Origin of the sequence: Leptolyngbya sp. BC1307 (assembly GCF_002286735.1) — a bacterium.
Lineage (GTDB): Bacteria > Cyanobacteriota > Cyanobacteriia > Phormidesmidales > Phormidesmidaceae > Phormidesmis.
This window is the reverse complement of sequence record NZ_NRTA01000002.1, coordinates 66,298-89,003: the sequence shown is the minus strand read 5'-3', so window position 1 is coordinate 89,003 and position 22,706 is coordinate 66,298. Positions and strand designations below refer to the sequence as shown.

The following is a 22,706-nucleotide window of genomic DNA, read 5'->3' as shown; positions in this document are numbered from 1 at the left end:
GCGGAGCGCAACAGCTCAGTTTAGTGAGCGCAGACCTAGCTATACGTATAATTGAGTCTTTCTGTTTCAAAAAACCTCAAAATGAGGTTATAAATAGTGCTGAGTGTAGCGGTTAGGGGCAGTCAGCGATGGGGACCTGGATTAAAGAGACCGAAAGCGCGTTTTACCTGATGGAAGGTGGCCACTACCTTTCTAAGATTTCTAAATATCCCTCCAAGAATAACTCAGCTGAGTGGGTGGTCAATATCGTCGGCATGAAGGCGTGGTTTGAAAGACCTGACGCACCGCGCGGTATGACTGTCTGTCGCGGCGGCGCTGAGCCTCAGCCCAAAGTTGTTGATTTGCCCGCCCCGCCCGCCCCGCCCGCTGGCCCTAAACGCACTAATGTCAACGGGCTGATGATGATTAAGTCTTTTGAGGGGTTGCGGCTACAAGCCTACCGGGACCCGGTCGGCATTTGGACGATTGGCTATGGCACCACTCGGGGCGTACAGCCCGGCATGTCTATTTCCGAGGCCGAAGCTGAAAAGTTTTTGCAGCAAGATCTGGTTCGCTTTGAGCAGGCCATTAACGAAGCGGTACAGGTGCCGATCAATGACAATCAGTTTTCGGCGCTGGCGTCATTTACGTACAATGTAGGGCCGGGTGCTTGTCGCAGCTCAACGCTCTTACGGCTGCTCAACCAGGGAGATATTCAGGGCGCAGCCGATCAGTTTCCGCGCTGGAACCGGGCGGGTGGCAAGGTGTTAGCCGGACTGACGCGGCGGCGCAATGCTGAGCGATCGCTTTTCCTCGGTCAAAACTTCCATTCGTTTCTATAAAGTAGTAGGACCCGCCCTCATTCGCCGCTGACTCGTCTATGGCTCGCCTCAAAACTTCGCTGACGCCCTATCTGTTTTTAGCGCCAGCGCTATTGGTGCTGCTGCTGACGGTATTTTGGCCAGCCCTGCAAGCCTTTCGCCTGAGCTTCATGGCGTACGGCTATGATATTACCCAGCCACCTGACTGGGTCGGCTTAGCCAATTTTCAGCGGCTGATTAAAGACAAGACATTCTGGCAAACGCTCAAAAATACGGTGATCTATCTGGTTTGCGTGGTGCCAGTGCTGGCGATCGCGCCTCTCCTTCTAGCCATCTTAGTCAACCAAAAGCTGCGCGGCGTGCGCTGGTTTCGGGTCGCTTATTACACGCCGGTCGTCGTCTCGATGGTGGTGGCGGGTATTGCGTGGCGCTGGCTCTACGCCGAAAACGGCCTGCTCAACCAAATTTTCTCCAGCGTGACCAGCCGTGCTGTTAGCATTCCCTGGCTAACTAGCCCCAACTGGGTACTTTTCAGCGTTATGGCGGTCACTGTCTGGAAAGGGCTGGGCTACTATATGGTGATTTATCTAGCTGGTTTGCAAGGGCTCCCCGCCGATCTTTACGAGGCCGCTGCCATTGACGGCTCAGATGGCTGGCGCAAACATTGGGATATCACGCTGCCGCTGATGCGTCCCTACCTGTTTTTGGTGGCTGTGATCAGTGCGATCGCTGCTACCAAAGTCTTTGAAGAAGTCTTCATCATGACCCAGGGCGGCCCCCGTAACGCTTCTAAAACGGTGGTGTATTACGTCTACGAGTCGGCCTTCAAAGACCTGGATATGAGCTACGCCTGCACGATTGGCCTAGTGCTTTTTCTGATCATTTTGGCTCTGTCATTTATCCGGATCGCCCTTTCCAATCCGGCTGAAGCCGATACGCCGCTCTAAAGCAGCCGAAAAGCCGACCCCTTTTTAGCGTTTTTGGCGTTAGTTGATCATTCTCAAGAGTCCCTGCTGACCGACTAGCAATTCGCGCATCAGGCTGACAATGCCCGCCCAGATCACCGGAGAAATATCGACCCCGCCAATGGGAGGGACTAGCTTTCGCACCGGAATCAGCAGCGGCTCTGTCGGCCAGGCCACCAGCGCGTAGGGAAACTTATTCAGCTCGATTTGGGGATACCAGGTTAGGACAATGCGCAAGATAAACAGCAGCGTGTAAAGGCTGAGCACAGGTCCCACAATCCAGGTGGCAAGAGCAGCATTCGACATAGATTTGCTGACAGCGGTTTGAATAACGGTTCTCTACTAGCTTAAGCCCTCGGCATAACTTTAGCGGCGGTTTCACAGCAGGTCGGCGGCTGTTTTCACCGGTTTAAACTGTCGTAAACCTACTTTGAGCCTGTGGCTTCGTCTTTTCAAGGACGGCGATTGCCGATACTATAGAAGGTAATTAACAGCTGTGTTCCGCTGCCCCTTGAGCCCAAGCCAAGGCATGTTTTTATGACTCCTTCTTTGACGAATTTTCTACTGAGCTTGCTAGCAGGTCTGCTGATTCTTGTAGTGCCCGCAACGATCGCGCTCATCTTTATCAGCCAGCGCGACCAAATTAAGCGCAGCTAGCGGTCAGATTAGGTCATCTGTTAGGGGTTTTGGCGCTGGCCTCATTAGCTTTTGATGAGCTTAAAAACTTTCAGATTTGGATCTAGCTTTTTGTATCTGACTTTCATACCTGGGAGAGCAAGCTTTTGCGCTTCCGGGTTTTATCTGTTTATCAATAGGCAATCTTTGCCTAAATTGCGCGAGTTAGCGCTTACGCACAAACAGTCTTATCCTGTCAAGGTTAGAATAGAGGCTGCCTCGTGCTATCTATGAGGAGTCACCTAGCAGAGTTTGCTACATCGGGCTCTACTGCGGCGCGGCGTAACGTACGCTCTAAGTACACACTGTAAAGGCCAGCAAGCTGCTGGCACTGAAGAGGACTCGGCTGTGAATTTCGGTACCCCCGTTCCACTGCTAATCGGCATTATCTTAATTTTGGGTGCGCTGGCGCTATTTTTCTTAGAGAAGATCAGGCCGGGCTACCAGCGGGATTCTGACAAGGTCTACGCCGTTTTGCTGATGGTCTCTGGCCTATTTTTGCTAGCGCATTTGGACATGGAGCTGCTGGCTTCCTTTCAGCAACTGCTGATGGGCGGTATGCTCACAGCCCTGCTGATCGAAAGCATTCGTAGCCGGCTGCCCAGAACTGAGCCGATGCAGCCCCCGCTGGACAACCGCCCACCGCGTCCCCGATATGACGAACGTCCGCCTAGCCGCCGCGTCTATCGGGCTGAGCTGGATGACCGAGGGCTGCCCCTGCGCGATCGCCCGTATCCTCCTCAAATGGCACCGGCCCGAGATCCGAGAATGGCACCAGCCCGCGAAGAGTACCGGCGCGGCTACAGCAATGACTATCAGGAAGAACCCGTGCGCCCGCGTCAGCCCTACGAAGAGTACCGTGGTCCAGCCGGGCGACTGCAGCCCAGCGAAAATCGGCCTAATGAAAATCGGCCCAATGAAAATCGGCCTCCGGGCGCTGCTCCCATAGATACTCGCTACGCCGATCAAGGTCGCTACGAAGATCGCCCACCCGCGCGCGCGCCGATGGGCCGTCCGCCCGAGCAGTCTACCAGTCCGTCCGAAAGCGGTGCCGAAAGAGCCCCTGAACGAGGTTCAGACTTTCCATCGCGTCCAGCCGCGAGACGCCCTGCTCCGCTTGCCGACAATGCCTCAGAGAACTCAGTTACGGGAGAGCGACCGGATGAGCGGGGCTCCCGTGATCGTCCCACCAATGGAGAGCGGGCTCTGAATGTGCGTCCTTACAGTGAAGCCCCCAAGCTAGATCTCCCCGGTGACGAAAACTACGGCGACTATCGTCCGTCTGACCGCCCACCTGGTAGACCTGAAGGCACACCCTTTGAGCCGTAGTGCTACGGTTTTATAGAAGCCCTGCATGGGATTAGATAGCCAAATTAGATAGCCCAGGTGTGTAACGCATCTGGGTTTTTGGCCGAATGCGATTCAGCTAGTAGCGGCAAGAGACCACAGGCATACCGCTGGGCGATATCCTGTAAAGTATCTGACTTTTTTCACCGCTATGCAGATATATCTGGACTACAGTGCGACTACGCCAACGCGACCGGAGGCGATCGCCGCCATGCAAATGGCTATGACACAGCATTGGGGCAATGCCTCTAGCCTGCATCACTGGGGCAACCGAGCGGCCACTGCGCTAGAGCGATCGCGCCTGCAGGTAGCCGGTCTGATCAACGCTCTCAGCTCAGAGACTGTGGTCTTCACCGCCAGCGGCAGCGAAGCTGATAATCTAGCGGTGCTGGGCGTCGCAGGGCAATTTTCTCAGCCGCAGCATCTGATCATTTCGACAGTGGAGCACTCAGCGGTGGCAGAGCCTGCCCGTCAGCTAGAGACGCGAGGATGGCAGGTGACCCGCCTACCGGTTGATCGGCGAGGTGCTGTCAGCCCTGAGCAGCTCAAACATGCCTTGCAAGACAACACGGTGCTCGTCTCAATCATCTATGGCCAGAGTGAAGTGGGTACGCTGCAGCCGATTGCAGAACTAGGGGCGATCGCGCAAGCACACGGCGCTTTATTTCACACTGATGCTGTGCAAGTCGCCGGTCGCCTGCCCATTGATGTCCAGACGCTGCCGGTAGACTTACTTTCTCTCTCTAGCCACAAAATCTATGGCCCCCAAGGGGCTGGCGCACTCTACATCAAACCAGGTACGCCCTCGCTCTCGGCCATCGTCTCCGGCGGCGGACAGGAGCGCGGACTGCGATCAGGCACTCAGGCGATTCCCACTATTGTCGGCTTTGGCGTTGCCGCTGAGCTGGCTGCTGCCGAAATGCCCACCGAAACGCTGCGGCTGATTCATCTGCGCGATCGCCTCTTCGCCCTCCTGTCCGACGTGGATGAGCTTTCGCCCACTGGCGATCCCCGTCACCGCCTGCCACATCACGTCAGCTTTTGCCTGCCGTACGGCGAAATTACAGGCAAAACGCTGGTTCGTCAGATGAATTTAGCAGGCATTGGTATTAGCGCCGGATCTGCCTGTCATAGCGGCCAGCTGAGTCCGAGTCCGATCTTGCAGGCTATGGGGTATGGCGATCGCCCCGCCACCAGCGGCATTCGCCTCACTTTAGGTCGCCAGACCACCGCTGCCGATATCGATTGGACTGCTCTGGTGCTCAAGCAGGTCCTCGCGCGCGCCCTGCCCGCTGTTTCGCCGCTGCCTGTCTAGATGTGTCTCAATGATCCTACCTAGTCCCTCTACCGCTCTCCTGCCTCCGACCTATGTCTATTCCGACTACGCTTCCCGACGCCACCGAACAGGCCAAAGCTGCCGTACAGGCGGCTCTCCAAGACGGCTACACCCGTCTTCAGGTGGAGATGGCCATTCCTGAACTCAAGCACCAGCCGATTGCCGAGCAGTTCTTAGAAATGTTTCAGGCTCAGCAGTTCAAAGTTTTTTTCCCAGATGCGGGGTCAGCGGCACTGGCCCGGCGTGACTGGAACAACCCCGACTTCATCATTCGCGGACTGGGCGAACTGGTTGACCCGATTGATGCCGACGACGATCTCTATTTGGTCGTCAATCCTTCTTCCATTGAAGTGCAAACAGTCGAGGCGCTGTGCAACGATGCGACTGACAAGCCGGTCATTCTGCTCAATCCTGCTTTAGAAGATGTAGCCGTGGTCGGCATTGGCTATGCAGCGCGGCAACTGCGCGATCGCTTTCTCAGCACAATCGAATCCTGCTATTACCTCCGACCGCTAGAAGACGCCGCCCTCTATCGCTGCTATCCTGGCCCCTGGCAGATCTGGCGAGAAACCGCCCCCGACGAATACGAACTTGTCCAAGACCTACCGCAGCGCCCCTCCGGCGAAGACATCGAGCGCATCCTCTACGGCGAAGCCGATACAGAAACCGATGCTGGCAAACCAGCCAGTACAGTCCGCAAAAAAAGCCTCCTAGCCGAGCTACAGCAATTCATCCGCGCCCTAACCCAGTAAATTTCCCTTCCCCCTTCCCCCCTCTCCCTCCTCCCATGCCTCTCTTCATCCTCTACTGGGTCCTCATCGCCGTCATGCTAGTCGGCATCGTCGGAGCCTTCGTCCCTGCCCTACCCGGCATCGGCCTCATCCTCACGGCGGTGCTGATCTGGTCACTGGTCACCGGGTTTGCCAGCACTAGCTGGGCTTTGGGCACGGCAGTCGTGGTGCTGGTGCTCAGCCTGGGCGTGAACTATTTAGCAGCCTACCTGGGAGCTAAGCGGGTGGGAGCCAGCAGTTGGGGCCAGGCCGGATCGATTATTGGGCTAATCGTCGGCTTTTTGGGCTTGCTGCCTGCCCTGCCCGTCGGTGGACCGCTGCTAGGGATTTTGCTGGGGACGATGCTGGGTGCCTTTATTGGAGAATTTATTTACAGAAGGGAGATGAAAATTTCAGAGCGACTGAAGTTTTCGGGCAAGGTGAGTCTGGCTGTTGTAGTGAGTTCGCTAATTGGCAATATCATCGAGGGGATGCTGGCGCTGACGGCGGTTGTCGTGTTTGTGCTGACGACCTGGCCAACGGTGAGTGTTCCTGGCTCGTAGCCTGACAGCCCGCGATTGGAGATTAAACGCTAGCAGGAACGCTGCTGTAGCGAATATTGGCCTTTCTAAGTCGCTCAACGGCTTCGCCTAAGCGATCGCAATCTTCAATCAGACTGATTCGCACGTAGCCTTCGCCACCTTCGCCAAAAGCAGTCCCTGGGGTCACGACAATGCCAGTTTTTTGCAGCAGTAATAAGGCAAAATCAGAAGCGCTCGTACCCGGCGGGCAGGCTACCCAGAGATACATTGCGGCTGAGGGCTTAGCCACTTCCCATCCCAGCGTTGCCAGCGCTTTAACAAGATAGTCGCGGCGCGTGCTGTAGCGGAGCTGAACTTCTTCCAGGTAATGATCGGGCAGTTGCAGGGCAGTTTCCGCCGCTTTTTGCAGAGCCGAAAAGATGCCATAGTCCAGGTTGGTCTTGAGCGTGCGCAGGCCCTGAATCACATGGCGATTGCCGACGACAAAGCCAACTCGCCAGCCTGCCATGTTGTAGGTTTTTGAAAGGGTGTGAAATTCTACGCTAATCTCTTTTGCGCCAGGAATCTCTAGCAGGCTAGTGGGCTGATAGCCATCGAACGCTAGCTCCGCGTAACAGAGATCGTGAATGAGTAGAATCTGATGGCGATGGCCGAAGGCGACCATTTCTTCAAAAAATTCTCGGGGGGCGACAGCGCCAGTGGGATTGTTGGGATAGTTGAAGTAGAGAACTTTGGCCCGGTCTGCTAGTGCCGCTGGAATATCTTTAAAGTCAATAATCCAGTTGTTTTCGGCTCTGAGCGGAATGGTGTGAATGTCGGCTCCGGCGATCGCGGGCCCCCGGAAATGCGCTGGGTAAGCAGGCGTCGGTACCAGCACCACGTCGCCCGGATCGATATAGGCCATCGCCAGATGCCCCAATCCTTCTTTGGAACCCATTAGCGGCAGGGCTTCGCCATCGGGGTCGAGCGTGACGCCATAGCGCCGGTGATACCAGTCGGTAATGGTGCGGCGAAAGCTAGCGGTGCCTTCAAATGGCGGGTAGCCGTGACTGGCAGGGTCGCTTATTGCAGCGATCGCCGCCTCTACTACCGGCTGCGGCGCTGGCCCACCCGGATTGCCCATGCCTAAATCGATCAGATCAACGCCCTCTGCTCGGGCATTGGCTTTGAGTTCATCTAATCGGGCAAATACATAAGGGGGCAGTGAACCTAACCGTTGAGCCGGTTTCAGCCAGTCTATAGTCATTGAGGCTACCTGTGCGGGCACTTTAAAAAAACATAGAGAATAGGGTAGCAGGAATGACTATTCTGATGTGATCAACTGGGCAGTTGAGATCGGGGTTCTTCCTGCCGGAGAGCCAGCAGGCGCAGTCGTGGAGACCATCGCTGCCATCACCTGATTGGGGTCAACGCTAAAGGGGAGGCGGTGAATATCTGAATCGGCCTGGCAGGCTACCGTTGCTGCCTGCTGAAGCTGAGCGACGGTGAGCTTATCCATACCCATATCGGCCAGAGATTTGGGCAGACCGAGCTGACTATAAAACTGTAAAAGCTGCTGCCGACTCGTCGCAGCGAGAACATTCCCTGGCCCCATTTCTTCTAGTCGCAGCTGCACCAAAATGCCATAGGCCACTTTTTCGCCGTGGAGCGTGCCGTGAGCCGAGACGTGCGTTAGCCCGTTGTGCACCGCGTGAGCAGCGACCGTACGACACTGCGCCCCGCCCATACCGCCAATCACCCCGGCCATCAGCACAGCGGCATCGACTACTTCTCGCCAGTCATCTCCACCCGGGTTTTCCAGTGCGGCGGCTGACTTTTGGAAGAGGATATCGCGCAGCACACGGGCCTGCTGTACTGCGCCAATAATTAAAGTATGGCCTGAGTGACCGCTGCTCACCGAGGCTTCGTACCACTTGGCGATCGCATCTCCAATTCCTGCTACTAGCGTTCGCTTCGGTGCAGTCGCTACCAGGTCATAGTCCAGCACAATCATCTCCGGGCAGCGCGGCAAGCCCACATCGTAGAGAAAAGCCCCCCGGTCAGAATAGACGTTTGACAGAGCCGTCCAGCCTGCGCAGGTCGCCGCTGAAGTGGGCACCGTCGCCACCGGTAGCTGCCGCTGATGGGCCAGCAGCTTAGCGGCATCCAGCGCTTTGCCACCACCGGTGCCGATAATACAGTCGGCGCTATGACGCTCCGCCGCCTGATGTAAGTCAGTCAAAGCCGCTTCGCTACAGTCTTTTTGATAGGCAGCAGTGGCAGTGGTCAGCTCAGCCAGCGGCGCTTTGAGAAAGGGCATGGCCGCTTGCAGTGTGCGATCGCCGCCCACTACCAACGGTCGCTTTCCCAGCCGAGCAAACAGCGGCCCGCTTTCTGCTAAAACGCCCTGCCCGCGAACCACCTGAGCAGGCGCAATATTCAAAATTGGAAAAGTCAATGAGGCCATAGGAACACCGCTGTCAAGAACTATCTAAAGGAGAAAGTACTACTCAACATCATGACGCAGCCTGATTAGCCTTGGCCAGCGCATCGGGGTAAACTTTGACGATGGGCGATCGCTCACCCGTAGGGCTTGTTCCCGGCGTTACCTGACCGACGTACACCAGCTCTGATATGCCCGGCTGGTGGACTATGGCCCGCGCCCTGATAGTCGGCGTTGTTTGCCCGCCCCCACCAATCCGACTGGGCTTGAGCAAATTACTGGCGGCCTGCTGCAGGGTGGCCTCTAGTTCAGTCGCCGTAATCGAATTAGGCACGGTAATCGTTACCTGCGACGAGCCTGAGTCAAACACCGTGGCATAGGGAACCGCGCCTGGAATTTGGGCTTGGGTGAAGGGTTCAAAGCTCAGACCCAGCAGGCCAGCAGTGAGCACGCCCATAAACCCAGTGGCCCCTACCAGGCGAAAGCGAATGCCCCACTTGAGGAAAAAGGCGATCGCCGTCAGCAGGGCAAAGACCAGAGTGCCAATTGCAAACCAGCCGGTAGCTTGCAAAAACTGTGCAGGAGTGAGCATAGAGATATCAACGGTTACGGCTCGATCAATTATAGGGTTTCCTTGCCCTGAGCAGTGGTTTGACCGATTTCGTTACCTCCCTTGCTCGCGGTGGGCTAACTAACTAGGTGCTGATCGGCCCCGGCTGAGCAGCCGTTGTTCAGCTATTTAACAGGTGCCGTGATTCCTCAACGCTTTCGCCGCTGGCAGTGGCTGCTGCTCTTTGCCATTGCGCTGATTTTGACAGTCGGCAGCAGCATTTGGCGGATCATGGCTACGCCGCCACCGGTCGCCCTGCAGCCTGCGGTCAGTCTACTGCCTCAAGACCCCTATATTCAGGTTTATTTCAATCAGTCAGAAGCCAATGTCTACACCGATCCCTATCGTCAGATTGAGCGCTATGGCGACGACCTAGAGCAGGTTGTAGTCACAGCTATTGCTGAGGCGGCGACTTCTGTGGATGTAGCTGTGCAATCGCTGAATTTACCGCTTGTTGCTCAGGCTCTGGTGGACAGTGCTAATCGCGGTGTGAAGGTGCGTTTGATTCTAGAAAATCAGTACGCTAACCCGACTTCGGCCCAAGCGCAGGCAGAGCAAACCGAGGCCTGGATGGCGATCGCCGACAGCGATCGCGACGGCACTCTCACACCCGCCGAAATTGCTCAAGCTGATGCCCTACGAATTGTCAAAACGGCCTCCCTGCCCTGGTTAGACGACACTGCCGACGGTTCCAAAGGCAGCGGCCTCATGCATCACAAATTTTTAGTCATCGACCGCCGCTGGGTGCTCACCGGATCAGCTAACCTGACGCTTTCGGGCACTCATGGCGATGGCGATGAGCCCGACAGTCGCGGCAACGTCAACGTCATTCTCAAAATTGACAGTGCGCCGATGGCAGACCGCTTCACCGAAGAATTTAACCTGATGTGGGGTGATGGCCCAGGCGGACGCACCGATAGCCGGTTCGGACTCAAAAAGCCGCACCGTCCAGCGCAGGCGATCGCCCTGCCCAACAGCAGCGTCACCCTCCAGTTTTCTCCTCTGTCACCCACCAAACCCTACGACCAGAGTGTCAACGGCTTAATTAACCGCACCCTCAGCCAATCTACCCGCAGCATCGATCTGGCCTTGTTTGTCTTCTCAGAGCAGCCCATTGTCAACCAGTTGGAAGCTCAGGTCAAAGCAGGCACAGCGCTACGGGCTTTAATTGACCCCAGCTTTGTCTATCGCAGCTACAGTGAGGCTTTGGATATGCTTGGTGTCGCGCTGCCCGACCAGCGCTGCCGCATAGAGGCAGACAACCGGCCCTGGCTGACGCCCAGTGCATCCGTCGGTTCGCCGCAGTTGCCTTCCGGCGATAAGCTCCACCACAAGTTTGCTGTGATCGATGGCACGACTGTCATTATCGGCTCTCAAAACTGGAGCCACGCCGCCAATACCGAAAACGACGAAACCCTGCTGGTGATTCGAAACCCCACTGTCGCCGCTCACTTTAACCGCGAATTTGAAAGGCTGTATCGCTCACCTTACGTAGGTAATACATCGCTGCTTGAACGTAAGACAGCCGACAGTCAGCAGCGCTGCCCAACGGTGACTTCAGCGCCGAGCGGCTAGTAGGTTGCTCTCATCCCTAAGCAATCTGCTGAGTAATCAGCTTAGCCATCTTCGCTGCGCTATCGGCGATTGCCAGACTGCTCGCCGCCGCCGCCATTTGGCTGAGCTGGTCGGGCGTTTTTAGCAGATCTAAAACCATTGCCTGAAGCTGCTCGGCTGAGAGGTCGGCCTGCTGATACACCTGAGCGGCACCCGTCTGACTGAAGGCCGCAGCGTTGTAAGTCTGATGGTCTTCGGCAGCGAAGGGGTAGGGAATCAGAATGGCAGGCGTACCGGTCACTGCTAGCTCGATCAGCGTGCCTGCTCCGGCCCGGCTGACCGCTAGATCGGCCCTTTGGAAAAGCGCTGCCATATTGTCATAAAACGGGCGGTGAATGTAGTGGGGGTGGCTAAAGCTGTCAGCGTCGCTGTCGTTACTGCCGGTGATATGAACAATCCAGGCTCCGGTGTCTAGCCAGGTTGGGGCAGCTGCCCGCACGAGCTGATTGACGGCGACAGCGCCCTGGCTGCCCCCGACAACGGCAATCAGCGGCGCGTCGGCTGGAATATCAATATCGGTCAGACGAGCGCTGAGCGTATCTTTTAAGAACTGCGATCGCACGGGCGTTCCTACCACTTGCGTCTGCGCTTTGGGCAAATAAGCCGCCGCCTCTTGAAAGCCCAGGGCCACCGTTGTACACCAGGGGCTCAGCCAGCGCGTAACTTTACCCGGCAGCGCGTTAGACTCGTGCAAAATGGCCGGTAGGCCCAGAGAGCGGGCCGCGATAATGGCCGGGGCCGCAATATAGCCACCTGTCGTAAAAACGCCGTGAAAGTTTCCCCGCTTGAGCAGATTGCGCACGTAGGCAATTGCCCGGCTAAACTGAGCTACCAATTTCAGCGAGCCAAGCCCCAAACCGCCCTGAACGCCCCCCATTCGCACTGTATGAAGAGGATATTCATCTGGGACAAGCTGAGTTTCCAGGCGATCAGGCACACCTAGCCATTCAATCTTGAAGTTTGAGAGCTGCTGTGCGGTGGCGATCGCGGGAAACAAATGACCGCCCGTACCGCTAGCGGCAATCAAGAGTTTGGCTGGCCCTGCCGGTACTTCGCCCATAAAAATTAGTTCCCAAAAGTCTCAAAGAGTAGACCCCGGCTGCGAGACTAGCCAGAGGTCGGCCAGAAATTGGCCAAGTACAAATTTCAGGTTACCTTGGTTTAAGGTAATATCTGCCCACAATTATTCATTCCACCGTTCTTATAAGGAAGTGTGAACCCATGACCCATCGCCAACACTGGTTCGCAGACCGGCTCAACTGGCCTAAGCCCTGGCAGCTTGCGTCTGCCCTGACCTGTGGACTGGCCTTGAGCTTGGGCAGTGGGCTCACAGCTAAAGCCGCCTCTCCTGAGACAGCGCCCGCCGACTTAGTCAGTACGCTGGAGCAGATTGCCACCGCTGCTACCGCTGGTGACGTGACAGCCGTGATGCAGGGCTATAGCCCTAGTTTTACCAATGAAGACGGGTTTACCTACGAAACGCTGCAAACAGCGCTACAAACCCTTTGGGAGAGCTATGACAGCCTTACCTATCGGGTAGAGCTACAGTCTTGGGAACCTGTTGAGGGCGGTGGCTATACGGCTGAAACTGTGACCTATATCAATGGCACTCAGACCAGTAGCGGTCGGCCCGCTCAGCTAGAGTCGGTGATTCGCTCTCAGCAGACGTTTGCAGATGGCAAAATCGTCGCCCAAACAACGCTGTCTGAGCGCAATCAGCTCACCTCTGGAGACAATCCGCCGACCGTGTCTGTGATTTTGCCAGAGCAGGTAAAGACCGGCGAAACCTACGACTTTGATGCCATTGTCGCAGAGCCTCTGGGCGATCGCTATCTGCTAGGTGCAGCGGTAGAAGAAGGCAGCACTGCGCAAGACTTTTTTACAGGGCGACCGGTAGAGCTAGAGCTGCTAGCAGCCGGTGGCCTGTTTAAGGTGGGTGAAGCCCCGGCAAATCCGGATACCCGCTGGGTGTCGGCTCTGCTTGTGAGCGATGACGGCATCACAGTCGTTACCCGTCGCCTGCGGGTAGAAGAATAGCCCAAGAAGGCTCAGCTAAGCTGCCACCATCGCTGCCTGCAATAGCCCTTTAAACAAAGCTGATCCATCGGTATTGCCCAGGGCTGGGTCGGCGGCGCGCTCCGGGTGAGGCATCATGCCCAAAACGTTGCCCGCCCGGTTGCAGATACCCGCAATATTGTTGAGAGAGCCGTTGGGGTTAGCGGTCTGAGTGGCCTTGCCGTCGGTATCGCTGTAGCGGAAAAGTACCTGACGGTTGTCTTCTAGAGCTTTGATGGTGTCGGGCGCGGCGTAGTAGCAGCCTTCACCGTGGGCAATCGGTAGGGTGATCACTTGGCCTGCCTGGTAGCCTTGCGTCCAGGGTAAGTCAGTGCGCTCGACGGTGAGCGGCTGGCGATCGCACACAAAATGCAAATCCCGATTTCGCACCAGCGCCCCTGGCAATAGCCCCATCTCCGTCAGCACCTGAAAACCATTGCAAATGCCCATTACCAGCTTGCCTTGCTGAGCATGTTCGGCAGTGGCCTGCATCGCCGGAGAAAACTGAGCGATCGCCCCGCAGCGCAAATAGTCGCCGTAGCTAAAGCCGCCCGGCACCACCACCACGTCTACATTCGATAAATCCCGGTCTTCGTGCCAGACCATGCGAGTCGGCTGCTGGAGAATGTCACGCAGGATGTAGGCGATATCGCGATCGCAATTAGCCCCTGGAAAAACAATCACGCCAAAGTTCATCGCCGCTGCTCCCTTATACCGCTGCTGCTGCCTGCAAAACCTCAATCCGATAGTTCTCAATCACCGGGTTAGCCAGTAGCTGATCGCAAATTTTATCAAGCTGCTGCTGAGCGGCAGCTTCACTCTCAGCCGTGAGATCTAGCTCAATGTACTTACCAATGCGAACCTTAGAGACATTGTCATAGCCCATATGGGCCAAGCCCGAGCGCACCGCCGTTCCCGCCGGGTCAAGCACCGAAGGTCGCAGCGTCACATAGACTTTGGCATGATATAAATTGGCCTGAGCAGATTGCGCCACCGTTACCTTACCTATTGGCAAAAGACACCTGCGATCCTACCGCATCCCTCGCTACTTTGCTGCGCACTCATCTAAGCTGGAAATGAGGAGTCATTTTCTCTGGCTCAACCGATCTCTACTCATGAAAACCCGCCGCACCCGCAGTCAAATCCAGGTTCTCGACTTACTGAAGCAGCTCAAGAGCGCGATTTCAGCCCAAGAGCTGTACGTGCAGCTTCGCCAGCGCCAGGTAAGCATGGGGCTGGCCACCGTCTACCGATCGCTAGAGTCACTCAAGCTAGAAGGCGCGGTGCAGGTGCGAACGCTCTCCAGTGGCGAATCACTCTACAGCCTGACTCAAGAAGACACCCATCACCTCACCTGCGTGCGCTGCGGCAGCTCGGTAGTCATGGCAGAATGCCCGGTACATGGTCTAGAGAGCCACCTGACCGAGTCGCACCACTTTCAGATCTTTTATCACACGCTAGAGTTTTTCGGCCTGTGCGAGCAGTGTCAGCTTGCTGAAGAAGACTCTCTCACCGCTACCGGCTGACCCAAAAAGCCCATCGCCTCTTCGCACCAGGCAATCCAGGCGAGCTGCTGACGAATGCCAGCCCGCAGCGCCAAATACTGAAACTGGCTTTCCCGAGAGGGCTGAAGCGCCTGCGCGTATTGCTTAGAGATCAGCTGATAGCTTTTGAGCCTTTCCTTGTGCTGCTCGTAGTAGGTTTGCAGCGTTTGCAATAGAGTGATGGTCGGAACGGCGTGGCCGACAGACAGCTTGATCAACAGGTCGGACTTAATCGGAGAAATTGCCTCCGCTTCCCCAATCCACCGCTGCAAGTGCTGACGACCGCTGTCGGTGACGGTATAGAGCTTTTTATTGGGCCGATTTTCCTGCTCAATTTTTTCAGATACAATGTGCCCTTCGGCTTCAAGATTGCTCAAAGCCTTATAAATCTGCTGATGGCTGGCGCTCCAGAAGCATTCCACCGACTTGTTAAAGCGTTTTACCAGGTCATAGCCGCTGCAAGACTGATTAAACAGCGCCGCTAAAATCGCATAGGAAAGAGCCATACTCTAGACCAAGAATATTCACCTATAGACATAGTAAGCTAATAAATGTGACTATGTAGGTTTAAGGCAAGTTTCATCAGGCAATCAACGTGAGCCTATAGCGAATTACCTTTCTTCTAACATCACAGGTCTTCTAACATCACCGGATCAACGGCTAGGATCAAGTTGCGCAGTGACCGAGGTTGGGCATAGCATAATTAAGTATGCGCTGCTCTCTCCTATGATTAGGCAGATCTGGCAAGGCCACAACACAACACTTTACAAAGTTCAGCAGTGTCACACTCCGTTGCAAAACAAGCTGTACCTATCAAGCTTCTGGATCAACTTCGCTCTGATAAGAAACTGCGAAATCTGGTCGAGAATATATGGAGCTACGGAAGTCGAAGTATGTTCTCTTGGTTTACCGAGCCTCCTACAGTTAGCTTTAAGTATTGCCCAAGAACAGTAGCTGAAGAATTTAAGAAAGATTACAGAGCAGACTTTGCAGCTTTCGGAAACAGCGTGGATGACAATCACTTTCTCTTTGAACCTGAAAATGAATTAGATGAATACTGTAGTCTTTTAGAACAGAGCCTGAAGCTGCTGAAACTAGGCGATCCGCTGCTTGCTCAGAGAAAGGTCTATCTGGGCACTCGAATAGACGAACAGCTGCATACCTGTTTGTCAAAAGCACTGGAGACAAACTACCCGGATGTGGGTGCTGAATTTTCAAATAGGGCTATCTGGGGTGGTGAATGGTTTGACTCAGCTTCGGGTTTGCGTTATCTCATACCAGAGCAAGTTGGGGAAATCGCGCGTGTTCTCCTCGGACTGGAAGTAGATGAGCTACTTAGCCACTTTGACTCCTCACAATACGATCCGAATGACTGGCTCGAAGACTGTCGAGCAGCTATCCAATCATTCAAAACCTGTTTCGTAGAAGCCGCTGAGAGACAGCAGGTCATTCTCACAACAGTCATCTGAACCTGGTTCCAAACAAACTTGCTTGGAACCAAGCTCAAGAGACATCATCAGAAATTGAAGAGATCGTAGCCATTCGCTCAATCTTTCTTTGGCGAAAGTAGGTTAAGTAAAGAAGACCCTTTCAGTTAAGGCGCTGCTATGCCCGCTCACTATCCCCTTGGCCCTGAGACCTTGATGCCCATGGTCACGCAGTTCCCTGCGACTGACCATGATCGCTTTATCGTCTGTGGTTTGGGAAGTTTGGGCCAGCAAAGCATCGTCAGCCTCAAAAAGTTTGACGATAATCCGTTTCAGGTGAATATCACAGCCGTTGACTGGCAGCAGATTCTCACCTGGGAGATCAATGATTTGCCCAATCTGCTAGCTGCCCCGTTGGTCGTAGGCGACTGTCGCCGGGAAGACGTGCTCAAAAAGGCGGGAATTGAGACGAGCCGCGCTATTTTGATTGTCACGAGCGATGAGAGTACCAATGTAGAATGTGCGATCGCCGCCCGCCGCCTCAACGCCGATATCCAAATTATTTTGCGCTCTTCGCGCCATAGCCTCAATGCTCTGTTGCAGCGACAGCTGGGTAAATTTGTCGCTCTCGATGCCACTGAACTGCCGGCCATGACCTTTGTGCTGGCGGGTTTAGGAGACGACACGGTTAGCGTTTTTACAGCGGGCCGCCATCGCTTTCGGGTGGTGGAGCGGTTTGTCCAGGCCGGCGATCCGCGCTTTGACCGTCAGGCTGTGCAGCAGCTGCATCGGGGCCGCTTTCGGCTGCTTGATCTCGCCCCGGTCGAAAACCCACAGCAGCCCTTAGGATGGGCCACCACAGCCTCTTCGATGTTTTACCGCTGGCAGCCGCATGTGCGGGTAGCCCCGGGCGATCGCGTTGCCTATATAGAAGTTGACGCGGTCGCTGACCCACCTCAGGAAGATAGTCCGCTGACAGCTTTTTCTCACTGGCTAGAAGATTTGCGATCGGGCGACTGGCAGCGACGGTTAAAAAGCTGGCGGCAGTCTTCTGAGCAGTCTTTGGAGCGGGTGGTCGCGATCGCCCTGCTGACTGCTATTGTGCTGTGGATCAGCGGCACGTTGATTCTGAAGGCAACGATTCCTGGCCTAGTCTGGGTAAAAGCGATTACGCTGGGCGCAATTTTGCTGCTGGGTGGCTATGGCGATGTCTTTGGCGGCTTTGACATGCCTACTGCGCCGGGCTGGGTGCTGCTAGTCTGCCTGATGATTACGCTCACCAGCATTCTGGTCGTATTGGGCGTCTTAGGACTGGTCGCCGACCGGCTGCTCAGCTCTCGCTTTGACTTTTTACAAAAGCGGCCTCGCATTCCCCGGCAGCAGCATGTCGTCGTCGTCGGCCTCGGTCGCATTGGACGCAAAGTTACCAGCTTGCTGCAAGAGCTAAATCAGCCGCTGGTCGCCGTCGATTCTCAGGCCCGGCACCCCGAACTCTATACGCAAGTGCCGTTGCTGATTGGCAATATTTTAGAAGAGCTGTCGGCAGCGAATCTGGCCACGGCCAAAAGCGTAATCGCTGTTACTGACGATCAGATGCTTAATTTGGAAGTGGCGCTGCTGGCTTCTGAAAAGACACTGGGCCGCGATCGCACCTTTGCCCCAGTCGTCCGCACCCGCAGCCAGGCATTTAGTGACAATCTGGCGGCGCTGATGCCCCAGGCTCAGGTTTTGTGCCCCTACGCGCTCTCGGCTGAAGCGTTTGCTGGAGCGGCTTTTGGAGAGAACATCTTGGGCCTGTTTCGGCTCAGCGGCCAGACAATTTTGATCACAGAATATGTGATCGGCTCAGGTGATACGCTAGCCGGTAAGCAGCTAGCGCAGATTGCCTATGGCTATGGCGTCGTGCCTATCCTCAGAGAAACCTGCGATCACAAAGGCAAGCTTTGCAGCATTTTGATGCCCACCGATGATCAGCGGCTGCTGACGGGCGATCGCCTCTTTGTCCTGTCTTCTATCAACGGCCTGCGTCGCATTGAACGCGGTGAAATGACCCCACCCCGTCGCTGGCGGCTGTCGGTAGAGGCGCTACCCCATGTCCGGCCAAACGCCGAACCGCAGCAGCAGGTAGCCGACCTGCTGACCAAACTCACTGACTGTAGCCCTGAGCGCGCCCGCAGCTTTGTCGAACAGTTGCCAGCGGCAATGGATATTCAACTCTATGACTACCAGGCCGCTCGCTTGATCCAGACGTTGAACGAACAGCTGCCGGTCCGCCTTGCGCTAATTGACGACTGCTAGACCGGGCGGAGAAAGCCAACGAATGATCTCAAGCCGCTCTCGCGGGCGGCAAAGCGGGTGGCAGAACAGCCGGATTAGTCACTGGCTTAGTCACTAAAAACTCGCGGATCAGCCGAGCGATCAATCGCTGCACCACACCATTCACGACCCGGCGACCGATATTTCGCGCCTCTGGCTGAGCGATTAGCTTGGGCAGCAAGTTAGCCAGCATCGTGGCATTAACGCCAGGTGTGTCTCGCAAAATACGCAAGATCCGCGCAGCTTGCTCCCAGCTACTGGTTACGGGTGAATCTGATCGGTCAAGCGATGTTAGCGTCGTTTTACTGGGTCCCTGGAGCCGCAGCGTACGAGCCACTTGCTGAACCAATCCGTAGCCCGCTTTGTCGATTTCTTTGGCTAGCTCATCAGCAACGCGATCGCGCAAAAACCGGCCTCGCTCTGAGAATAAAAATTCAAATGTCTGGTCGAGCACCTGATCGAGATCGTAGTCGTCACTGTTGCCGGCATTTTTAAGCAAGTTTTCTAAACGATTCCACCGGAAGCTGCCGTCTTGAAACAGCAGTGCTTGCAAAGAGCCTCGCAGCTGCGGGGCAGGGTCGGTCAGCAGTCGCCGGGCGACGTAGGGATACGCCTTACTGAGCACCTTAAAGTCAGGATCGACGCTAATGGCAATACCGTCTAGCGTCACCAATGAGCGAATGATCAGCGCGTAATAAGCTGGCACGCGAAATGGGTACTCGTACATCAGTGCCGAAAATTCGTCCGTGATGCTCTTCAGATTCAGCTCGGCGACGCTAGCCCCCAGAGCATTGTTAAAAACCCCTGCCAGCGCTGGCACAATCGGGCTCAAATCTGTCTCCGGCGTCAAAAATTCCAGGTTGACATAGTCTTGAGCAAGCCCTTCAAAATCGCGGTTGACCATATGCACAATCGCTTCGATCAGGCCATAGCGCTGGTAGGGCTCTACCTGGCACATCATGCCAAAATCCAGGTAGGCCAGCTTGCCGTCTTTTGTAACCAGCAAGTTGCCCGGGTGCGGGTCAGCGTGGAAAAAGCCGTGCTCTAGCAGTTGCCGAAGTGAGCACTGCACGCCCACCTCAATCACATGAGTCGGGTCAATGCCCTGAGCACGCAATCGTTCAATTTCGGTGAGTTTAACCCCCTCGATCCACTCCATCGTCAGCACTCGCCGCCCGGTGTACTGCGGGTAAATGCCTGGCACCAAAATTTCTGGCAGGCAGCCGTACAGGTCAGCGAAGCGCTCCGCATTTTCACCCTCATGGGTGTAGTCCATCTCTTCAAAGATGCGCGTACCAAATTCGTCGACAATGCTCACCAGATCGCTGCGGATCTGACTGATGTTATTAGTCGCCCAGTTCGCCAAAATTCGCAGGATGTAAATGTCTTTGGCGATTTGTTCGGCTAGGCCGGGGCGCTGCACTTTGACAGCTACCGTTTCACCGGTTTGTAGTTGCCCCTTATAGACCTGTCCTAAAGACGCTGCGGCTACTGGCATCGCCGATAGATTTGCATAGACGTTCTCCGGTGGCTGACCAATTTCTTCTTCGATGAAACGCATGGCAATTTCATTAGAGAAAGGCGGCAGCTGATCTTGTAGCTTTACCATCTCGGTCATGGTCATCGGCGAAACCAGGTCTGGCCGCGTCGAGAGCGCCTGCCCCACCTTGATATAGGCTGGGCCGAGGCGAGTTAGCATTATCCGCAGTCCCGCGGCCCGCTTTTTCTCGTTAATCTTTTGGCGACCTGTGAGCCGATCTGAGAGCAGTCCGATCACGTAGCCCGCCGCGAGCCAAAAAATTTCGACCAAGCGGAACAAAATACGAAGAGGACGGCGGCGATAGAAGGCGGCGATCGCCTCGGGGTCATAAACCAAAATATCTTCTAAAGACTGAGGCGGTCGAGTCGCTGCCGCCGGGGCCTTTGCCGCCGTTACAGTCGGCTGGTCTTCAACGGCAGCGATGGGCATGTCAACGGGGCGACCTGCCGCATCGAGAATCACGGTTGAGGCAGCTGTCGAAGTATCAAGTTCAGATGGACGGCCAAGATCAGGAGAAGCTACGCTCATAAAATATTTCAGAAAATGTAGTCGTCCGGGACAAGCCCTCGATCCACAGCGATAGAATAAGCTCAGACAGAGCAGGCTCAGATAATCACTCAAAAAATCGCCGGGCAGGGATGATGATGTAAATAGGAGTCGCTATAGAATCAACATATGTAAACTATTGTATCAACTCGGTGAAGGCTGTCGTCCGCCTCTAGCTATAAAACTTTTTTCTCAGCCCCTTCACTGATCGCGCACATTCTGCCTATGAAATCTGTCAACAATTGCGGTGGCGACGTAGAGGGCTATGCTGGCTTCCTTAAAAATTGAGAATTTTGCCCTCATCGACCAGCTCGATCTGAAGCTGCAGCCCGGGCTCAACGTTTTAACGGGCGAAACCGGCGCAGGCAAGTCTATTATCCTAGATGCCATTGACGCCGTGCTAGGGGGGAAAGCCACCAACAGATGGGTAAGAACCGGCACTGAAAAAGCGCTAATTGAGGCCAGCTTCGATCTAGATCCGCGCGTTGCTGACTGGCTAAGCGTCAATGAAATTCCCTCTGAGGGAGATATGCTCATCTGTCGCCGCGAACTGACCGCTGGCAAAGGCTCTGTACGCAGTCGCTCTCGGCTGAACGGCACGGTGGTCAAAAAGCCGCAGATGGAAGAGCTGCGCCACCTGCTGATCGAAATTACAGCGCAGGGCCAGACCCTACAGCTCGGCTCTCCTGATCTGCAGCGCGACTGGCTAGATGGCTTTGGTGACAAAACATTACTGCAGCAGCGCCAGCAGGTCGCGATAGACTATGCAGTGGCCACCGCTGCCAAAAAAGCCTTAGACACTCGCCGCCGGGCGGAGCAGCAGCGCACCGATCAGCTAGAGATGTTCGAATACCAGAGCAAAGAGCTAAGCGCAGCCGAACTAGAGGCCCCCGATGAGCTAGAAGCGCTGCAGATAGAGCATCAGCGTCTGAGTCACAGCGTCGAACTGCAGCAGCAGAGCTATCAGGTCTATCAGATTCTCTATGAAAACGACGGCGGCGAAGCCTGCGCCGATATGCTGGGTCAGGCCGAAAGCACCTTAAGCGATATGCTGCGCTTTGACCCGGAGGTTAACCCGATTTTAGATATGGTCAGCGACGCGCTGGCTCAGATTCAGGAGGCAGGCCGTCAGATTAATGCTTACGGAGAGAGCATTGAGACCGATCCAGAGCGGCTAGAAGAAATTGATCAGCGGATGGCACAGCTCAAACAGCTTTGCCGCAAGTACAATCGGGATTTGCCAGCGCTGATTGAGTACTATCAGAGCATCCAGGCTTCACTGGCGGCTCTGCATGGCGAAGGCCAGTCTATCGAAGCCTTAGAAGCTGCTTACCAAAGCAAACAAAAGACACTGAGGGAGAACTGTCAGCAGCTCACTCAACTGCGCCAGGCGGCGGCGAAAACGCTAGAGCGATCGCTGGTCGCGCAGCTCAAACCCCTGGCAATGGAGCGAGTAAAATTCAAAGTTGATATTCAGTCACAAGCGCCCGCAGCGGAAGGGGCAGACCTGATTTCTTTTTTGTTTAGCCCCAACCCGGGTGAACCTTTGCAGCCGCTGGTTGAAATTGCTTCAGGCGGCGAAATGAGCCGGTTTTTGCTGGCGCTGAAGGCGTGCTTTTCACGGGTCGATCCGATTGGCACCATGGTATTTGACGAAATCGATGTCGGCGTATCCGGGCGGGTGGCGCAGGCGATCGCCGAAAAGCTCTATCAACTGGGTCGCACTCATCAGGTGCTGTGCGTTACTCACCAGCCGCTGGTTGCTGCCATGGCCGATGCTCACTTTCACGTTGGCAAACACATCGTCACTCAGCCGTTAGCGGTGATCGCTACCAAAGGCCAGTCGCCTACTGCCACCGAAGAAGCCAAAGCGCGCGCTAAAATCGCCGACCAGTCTGCCAAAACGGGCAAAGCGGGTAAAACAGACAAGGCGACCGAAGCCGAGCGCACCATAGTCAAAGTCACCCCGCTCGATGCGCAGTCCCGGCGAGACGAACTGGCGCAGTTGGCCGGGGGCAGATCGCATAGCGAGGCGATCGCCTTTGCCGACTCTCTGCTGGTACAAGCCGAAACGATTCGTCAGGCAGGGTGATGCGCTGCCCACTAAGCTTTACTATAGAAGCGCTTTAATCAGCAGCTCTCACTTTATCCCCGTGATCGCCTTGCCTGACTCCCTTCTGACCGCCTCTGCAATTGC

22 protein-coding genes are annotated in these 22,706 nt (G+C 55.5%); 13 read left to right on the top strand and 9 right to left on the bottom strand.

Features of this window, described 5'->3' with window-relative positions:
* Nucleotides 1-128 precede the first annotated feature (128 nt).
* Complete coding sequence (locus CKL79_RS01785) at nucleotides 129-821, top strand: lysozyme (protein ID WP_121967862.1); 693 nt, start codon at nucleotides 129-131, stop codon at nucleotides 819-821.
* 38 nt (nucleotides 822-859) lie between these two features.
* Entirely contained in the window at nucleotides 860-1,747 is an 888-nt protein-coding gene (locus CKL79_RS01780) for a sugar ABC transporter permease (protein WP_121967861.1), read from the top strand.
* Nucleotides 1,748-1,786: 39 nt separating this feature from the next.
* Here the strand turns inward: CKL79_RS01780 and CKL79_RS01775 are convergent, their stop codons facing one another.
* The gene (locus tag CKL79_RS01775) at nucleotides 1,787-2,071 is read right to left on the bottom strand and encodes a YggT family protein (protein ID WP_121967860.1); all 285 of its coding nucleotides are present in this window, start codon (nucleotides 2,069-2,071) and stop codon (nucleotides 1,787-1,789) included.
* A gap of 231 nt (nucleotides 2,072-2,302) precedes the next feature.
* On the opposite strand from CKL79_RS01775, the gene CKL79_RS01770 reads away from it, so the two are divergent.
* The 5 genes from CKL79_RS01770 (at nucleotide 2,303) to CKL79_RS01750 (ending at nucleotide 6,456) form a co-directional block, all read left to right on the top strand.
* A complete protein-coding gene (locus tag CKL79_RS01770; RefSeq protein WP_121967859.1) occupies nucleotides 2,303-2,422 on the top strand; it encodes a photosystem II reaction center X protein in 120 nt (39 codons plus the stop codon).
* A gap of 366 nt (nucleotides 2,423-2,788) precedes the next feature.
* Nucleotides 2,789-3,769 carry a Ycf66 family protein gene (locus tag CKL79_RS01765; RefSeq protein ID WP_170943927.1) on the top strand — a complete coding sequence of 327 codons (981 nt, stop codon included), beginning with the start codon at nucleotides 2,789-2,791 and terminating at the stop codon, nucleotides 3,767-3,769.
* A 169-nt stretch (nucleotides 3,770-3,938) separates the two neighbouring features.
* A complete protein-coding gene (locus tag CKL79_RS01760; RefSeq protein ID WP_121967857.1) occupies nucleotides 3,939-5,102 on the top strand; it encodes a cysteine desulfurase family protein in 1,164 nt (387 codons plus the stop codon).
* A 53-nt stretch (nucleotides 5,103-5,155) separates the two neighbouring features.
* The gene (locus tag CKL79_RS01755) at nucleotides 5,156-5,875 is read left to right on the top strand and encodes a DUF1995 family protein (protein WP_121967856.1); all 720 of its coding nucleotides are present in this window, start codon (nucleotides 5,156-5,158) and stop codon (nucleotides 5,873-5,875) included.
* A gap of 35 nt (nucleotides 5,876-5,910) precedes the next feature.
* The gene (locus CKL79_RS01750; protein ID WP_121967855.1) at nucleotides 5,911-6,456 is read left to right on the top strand and encodes a DUF456 family protein; all 546 of its coding nucleotides are present in this window, start codon (nucleotides 5,911-5,913) and stop codon (nucleotides 6,454-6,456) included.
* Between the two features lie 22 nt (nucleotides 6,457-6,478).
* Here CKL79_RS01750 and CKL79_RS01745 read toward each other — a convergent pair whose 3' ends face one another.
* From CKL79_RS01745 to CKL79_RS01735, 3 genes are read right to left on the bottom strand one after another with little or no spacing between them, the layout of a single operon-like run.
* On the bottom strand, nucleotides 6,479-7,681 hold the full coding sequence (locus tag CKL79_RS01745) for an aspartate aminotransferase (RefSeq protein WP_121967854.1): 1,203 nt from the start codon (nucleotides 7,679-7,681) through the stop codon (nucleotides 6,479-6,481).
* 57 nt (nucleotides 7,682-7,738) lie between these two features.
* Nucleotides 7,739-8,881 (bottom strand): iron-containing alcohol dehydrogenase family protein, encoded by a 1,143-nt coding sequence (locus tag CKL79_RS01740; protein WP_121967853.1) that lies wholly within the window; start codon nucleotides 8,879-8,881, stop codon nucleotides 7,739-7,741.
* Nucleotides 8,882-8,930: 49 nt separating this feature from the next.
* Nucleotides 8,931-9,449 (bottom strand): Ycf51 family protein, encoded by a 519-nt coding sequence (locus CKL79_RS01735; RefSeq protein WP_121967852.1) that lies wholly within the window; start codon nucleotides 9,447-9,449, stop codon nucleotides 8,931-8,933.
* A gap of 159 nt (nucleotides 9,450-9,608) precedes the next feature.
* On the opposite strand from CKL79_RS01735, the gene CKL79_RS01730 reads away from it, so the two are divergent.
* A complete protein-coding gene (locus tag CKL79_RS01730) occupies nucleotides 9,609-11,042 on the top strand; it encodes a phospholipase D-like domain-containing protein (RefSeq protein WP_240518593.1) in 1,434 nt (477 codons plus the stop codon).
* Nucleotides 11,043-11,058: 16 nt separating this feature from the next.
* On the opposite strand, the gene murG is transcribed toward CKL79_RS01730, so the two are convergent.
* Entirely contained in the window at nucleotides 11,059-12,141 is a 1,083-nt protein-coding gene (gene murG, locus CKL79_RS01725) for an undecaprenyldiphospho-muramoylpentapeptide beta-N-acetylglucosaminyltransferase (RefSeq protein ID WP_121967851.1), read from the bottom strand.
* Between the two features lie 161 nt (nucleotides 12,142-12,302).
* On the opposite strand from murG, the gene CKL79_RS01720 reads away from it, so the two are divergent.
* On the top strand, nucleotides 12,303-13,118 hold the full coding sequence (locus tag CKL79_RS01720) for a nuclear transport factor 2 family protein (protein WP_240518592.1): 816 nt from the start codon (nucleotides 12,303-12,305) through the stop codon (nucleotides 13,116-13,118).
* Nucleotides 13,119-13,133: 15 nt separating this feature from the next.
* Here the strand turns inward: CKL79_RS01720 and purQ are convergent, their stop codons facing one another.
* Nucleotides 13,134-13,832 (bottom strand): phosphoribosylformylglycinamidine synthase subunit PurQ, encoded by a 699-nt coding sequence (purQ, locus tag CKL79_RS01715; RefSeq protein WP_121967850.1) that lies wholly within the window; start codon nucleotides 13,830-13,832, stop codon nucleotides 13,134-13,136.
* A gap of 13 nt (nucleotides 13,833-13,845) precedes the next feature.
* Entirely contained in the window at nucleotides 13,846-14,151 is a 306-nt protein-coding gene (gene purS, locus CKL79_RS01710) for a phosphoribosylformylglycinamidine synthase subunit PurS (protein WP_240518591.1), read from the bottom strand.
* Nucleotides 14,152-14,251: 100 nt separating this feature from the next.
* Here purS and CKL79_RS01705 point away from each other — a divergent pair, with 100 nt between their 5' ends.
* Nucleotides 14,252-14,662, top strand: coding sequence for a Fur family transcriptional regulator (locus CKL79_RS01705; protein WP_121967848.1), 411 nt, complete (start codon nucleotides 14,252-14,254; stop codon nucleotides 14,660-14,662).
* Here CKL79_RS01705 and CKL79_RS01700 read toward each other — a convergent pair.
* The gene (locus CKL79_RS01700; RefSeq protein WP_121967847.1) at nucleotides 14,623-15,186 is read right to left on the bottom strand and encodes a PadR family transcriptional regulator; all 564 of its coding nucleotides are present in this window, start codon (nucleotides 15,184-15,186) and stop codon (nucleotides 14,623-14,625) included. The two genes, CKL79_RS01705 and CKL79_RS01700, sit on opposite strands and share 40 nt — an antisense overlap.
* A gap of 387 nt (nucleotides 15,187-15,573) precedes the next feature.
* Between CKL79_RS01700 and CKL79_RS01695 the strand changes: the two genes are divergently transcribed.
* Nucleotides 15,574-16,149, top strand: a complete 576-nt coding sequence (locus CKL79_RS01695; protein WP_121967846.1) for a DUF1877 family protein — start codon at nucleotides 15,574-15,576, stop codon at nucleotides 16,147-16,149.
* Between the two features lie 138 nt (nucleotides 16,150-16,287).
* The gene (locus CKL79_RS01690) at nucleotides 16,288-18,405 is read left to right on the top strand and encodes a potassium channel protein (protein WP_121967845.1); all 2,118 of its coding nucleotides are present in this window, start codon (nucleotides 16,288-16,290) and stop codon (nucleotides 18,403-18,405) included.
* 28 nt (nucleotides 18,406-18,433) lie between these two features.
* On the opposite strand, the gene CKL79_RS01685 is transcribed toward CKL79_RS01690, so the two are convergent.
* Nucleotides 18,434-20,491, bottom strand: coding sequence for an AarF/ABC1/UbiB kinase family protein (locus CKL79_RS01685; protein ID WP_240518590.1), 2,058 nt, complete (start codon nucleotides 20,489-20,491; stop codon nucleotides 18,434-18,436).
* A gap of 283 nt (nucleotides 20,492-20,774) precedes the next feature.
* On the opposite strand from CKL79_RS01685, the gene recN reads away from it, so the two are divergent.
* Entirely contained in the window at nucleotides 20,775-22,601 is a 1,827-nt protein-coding gene (recN, locus tag CKL79_RS01680; protein WP_121967844.1) for a DNA repair protein RecN, read from the top strand.
* The last annotated feature ends 105 nt before the right edge of the window (nucleotides 22,602-22,706 follow it).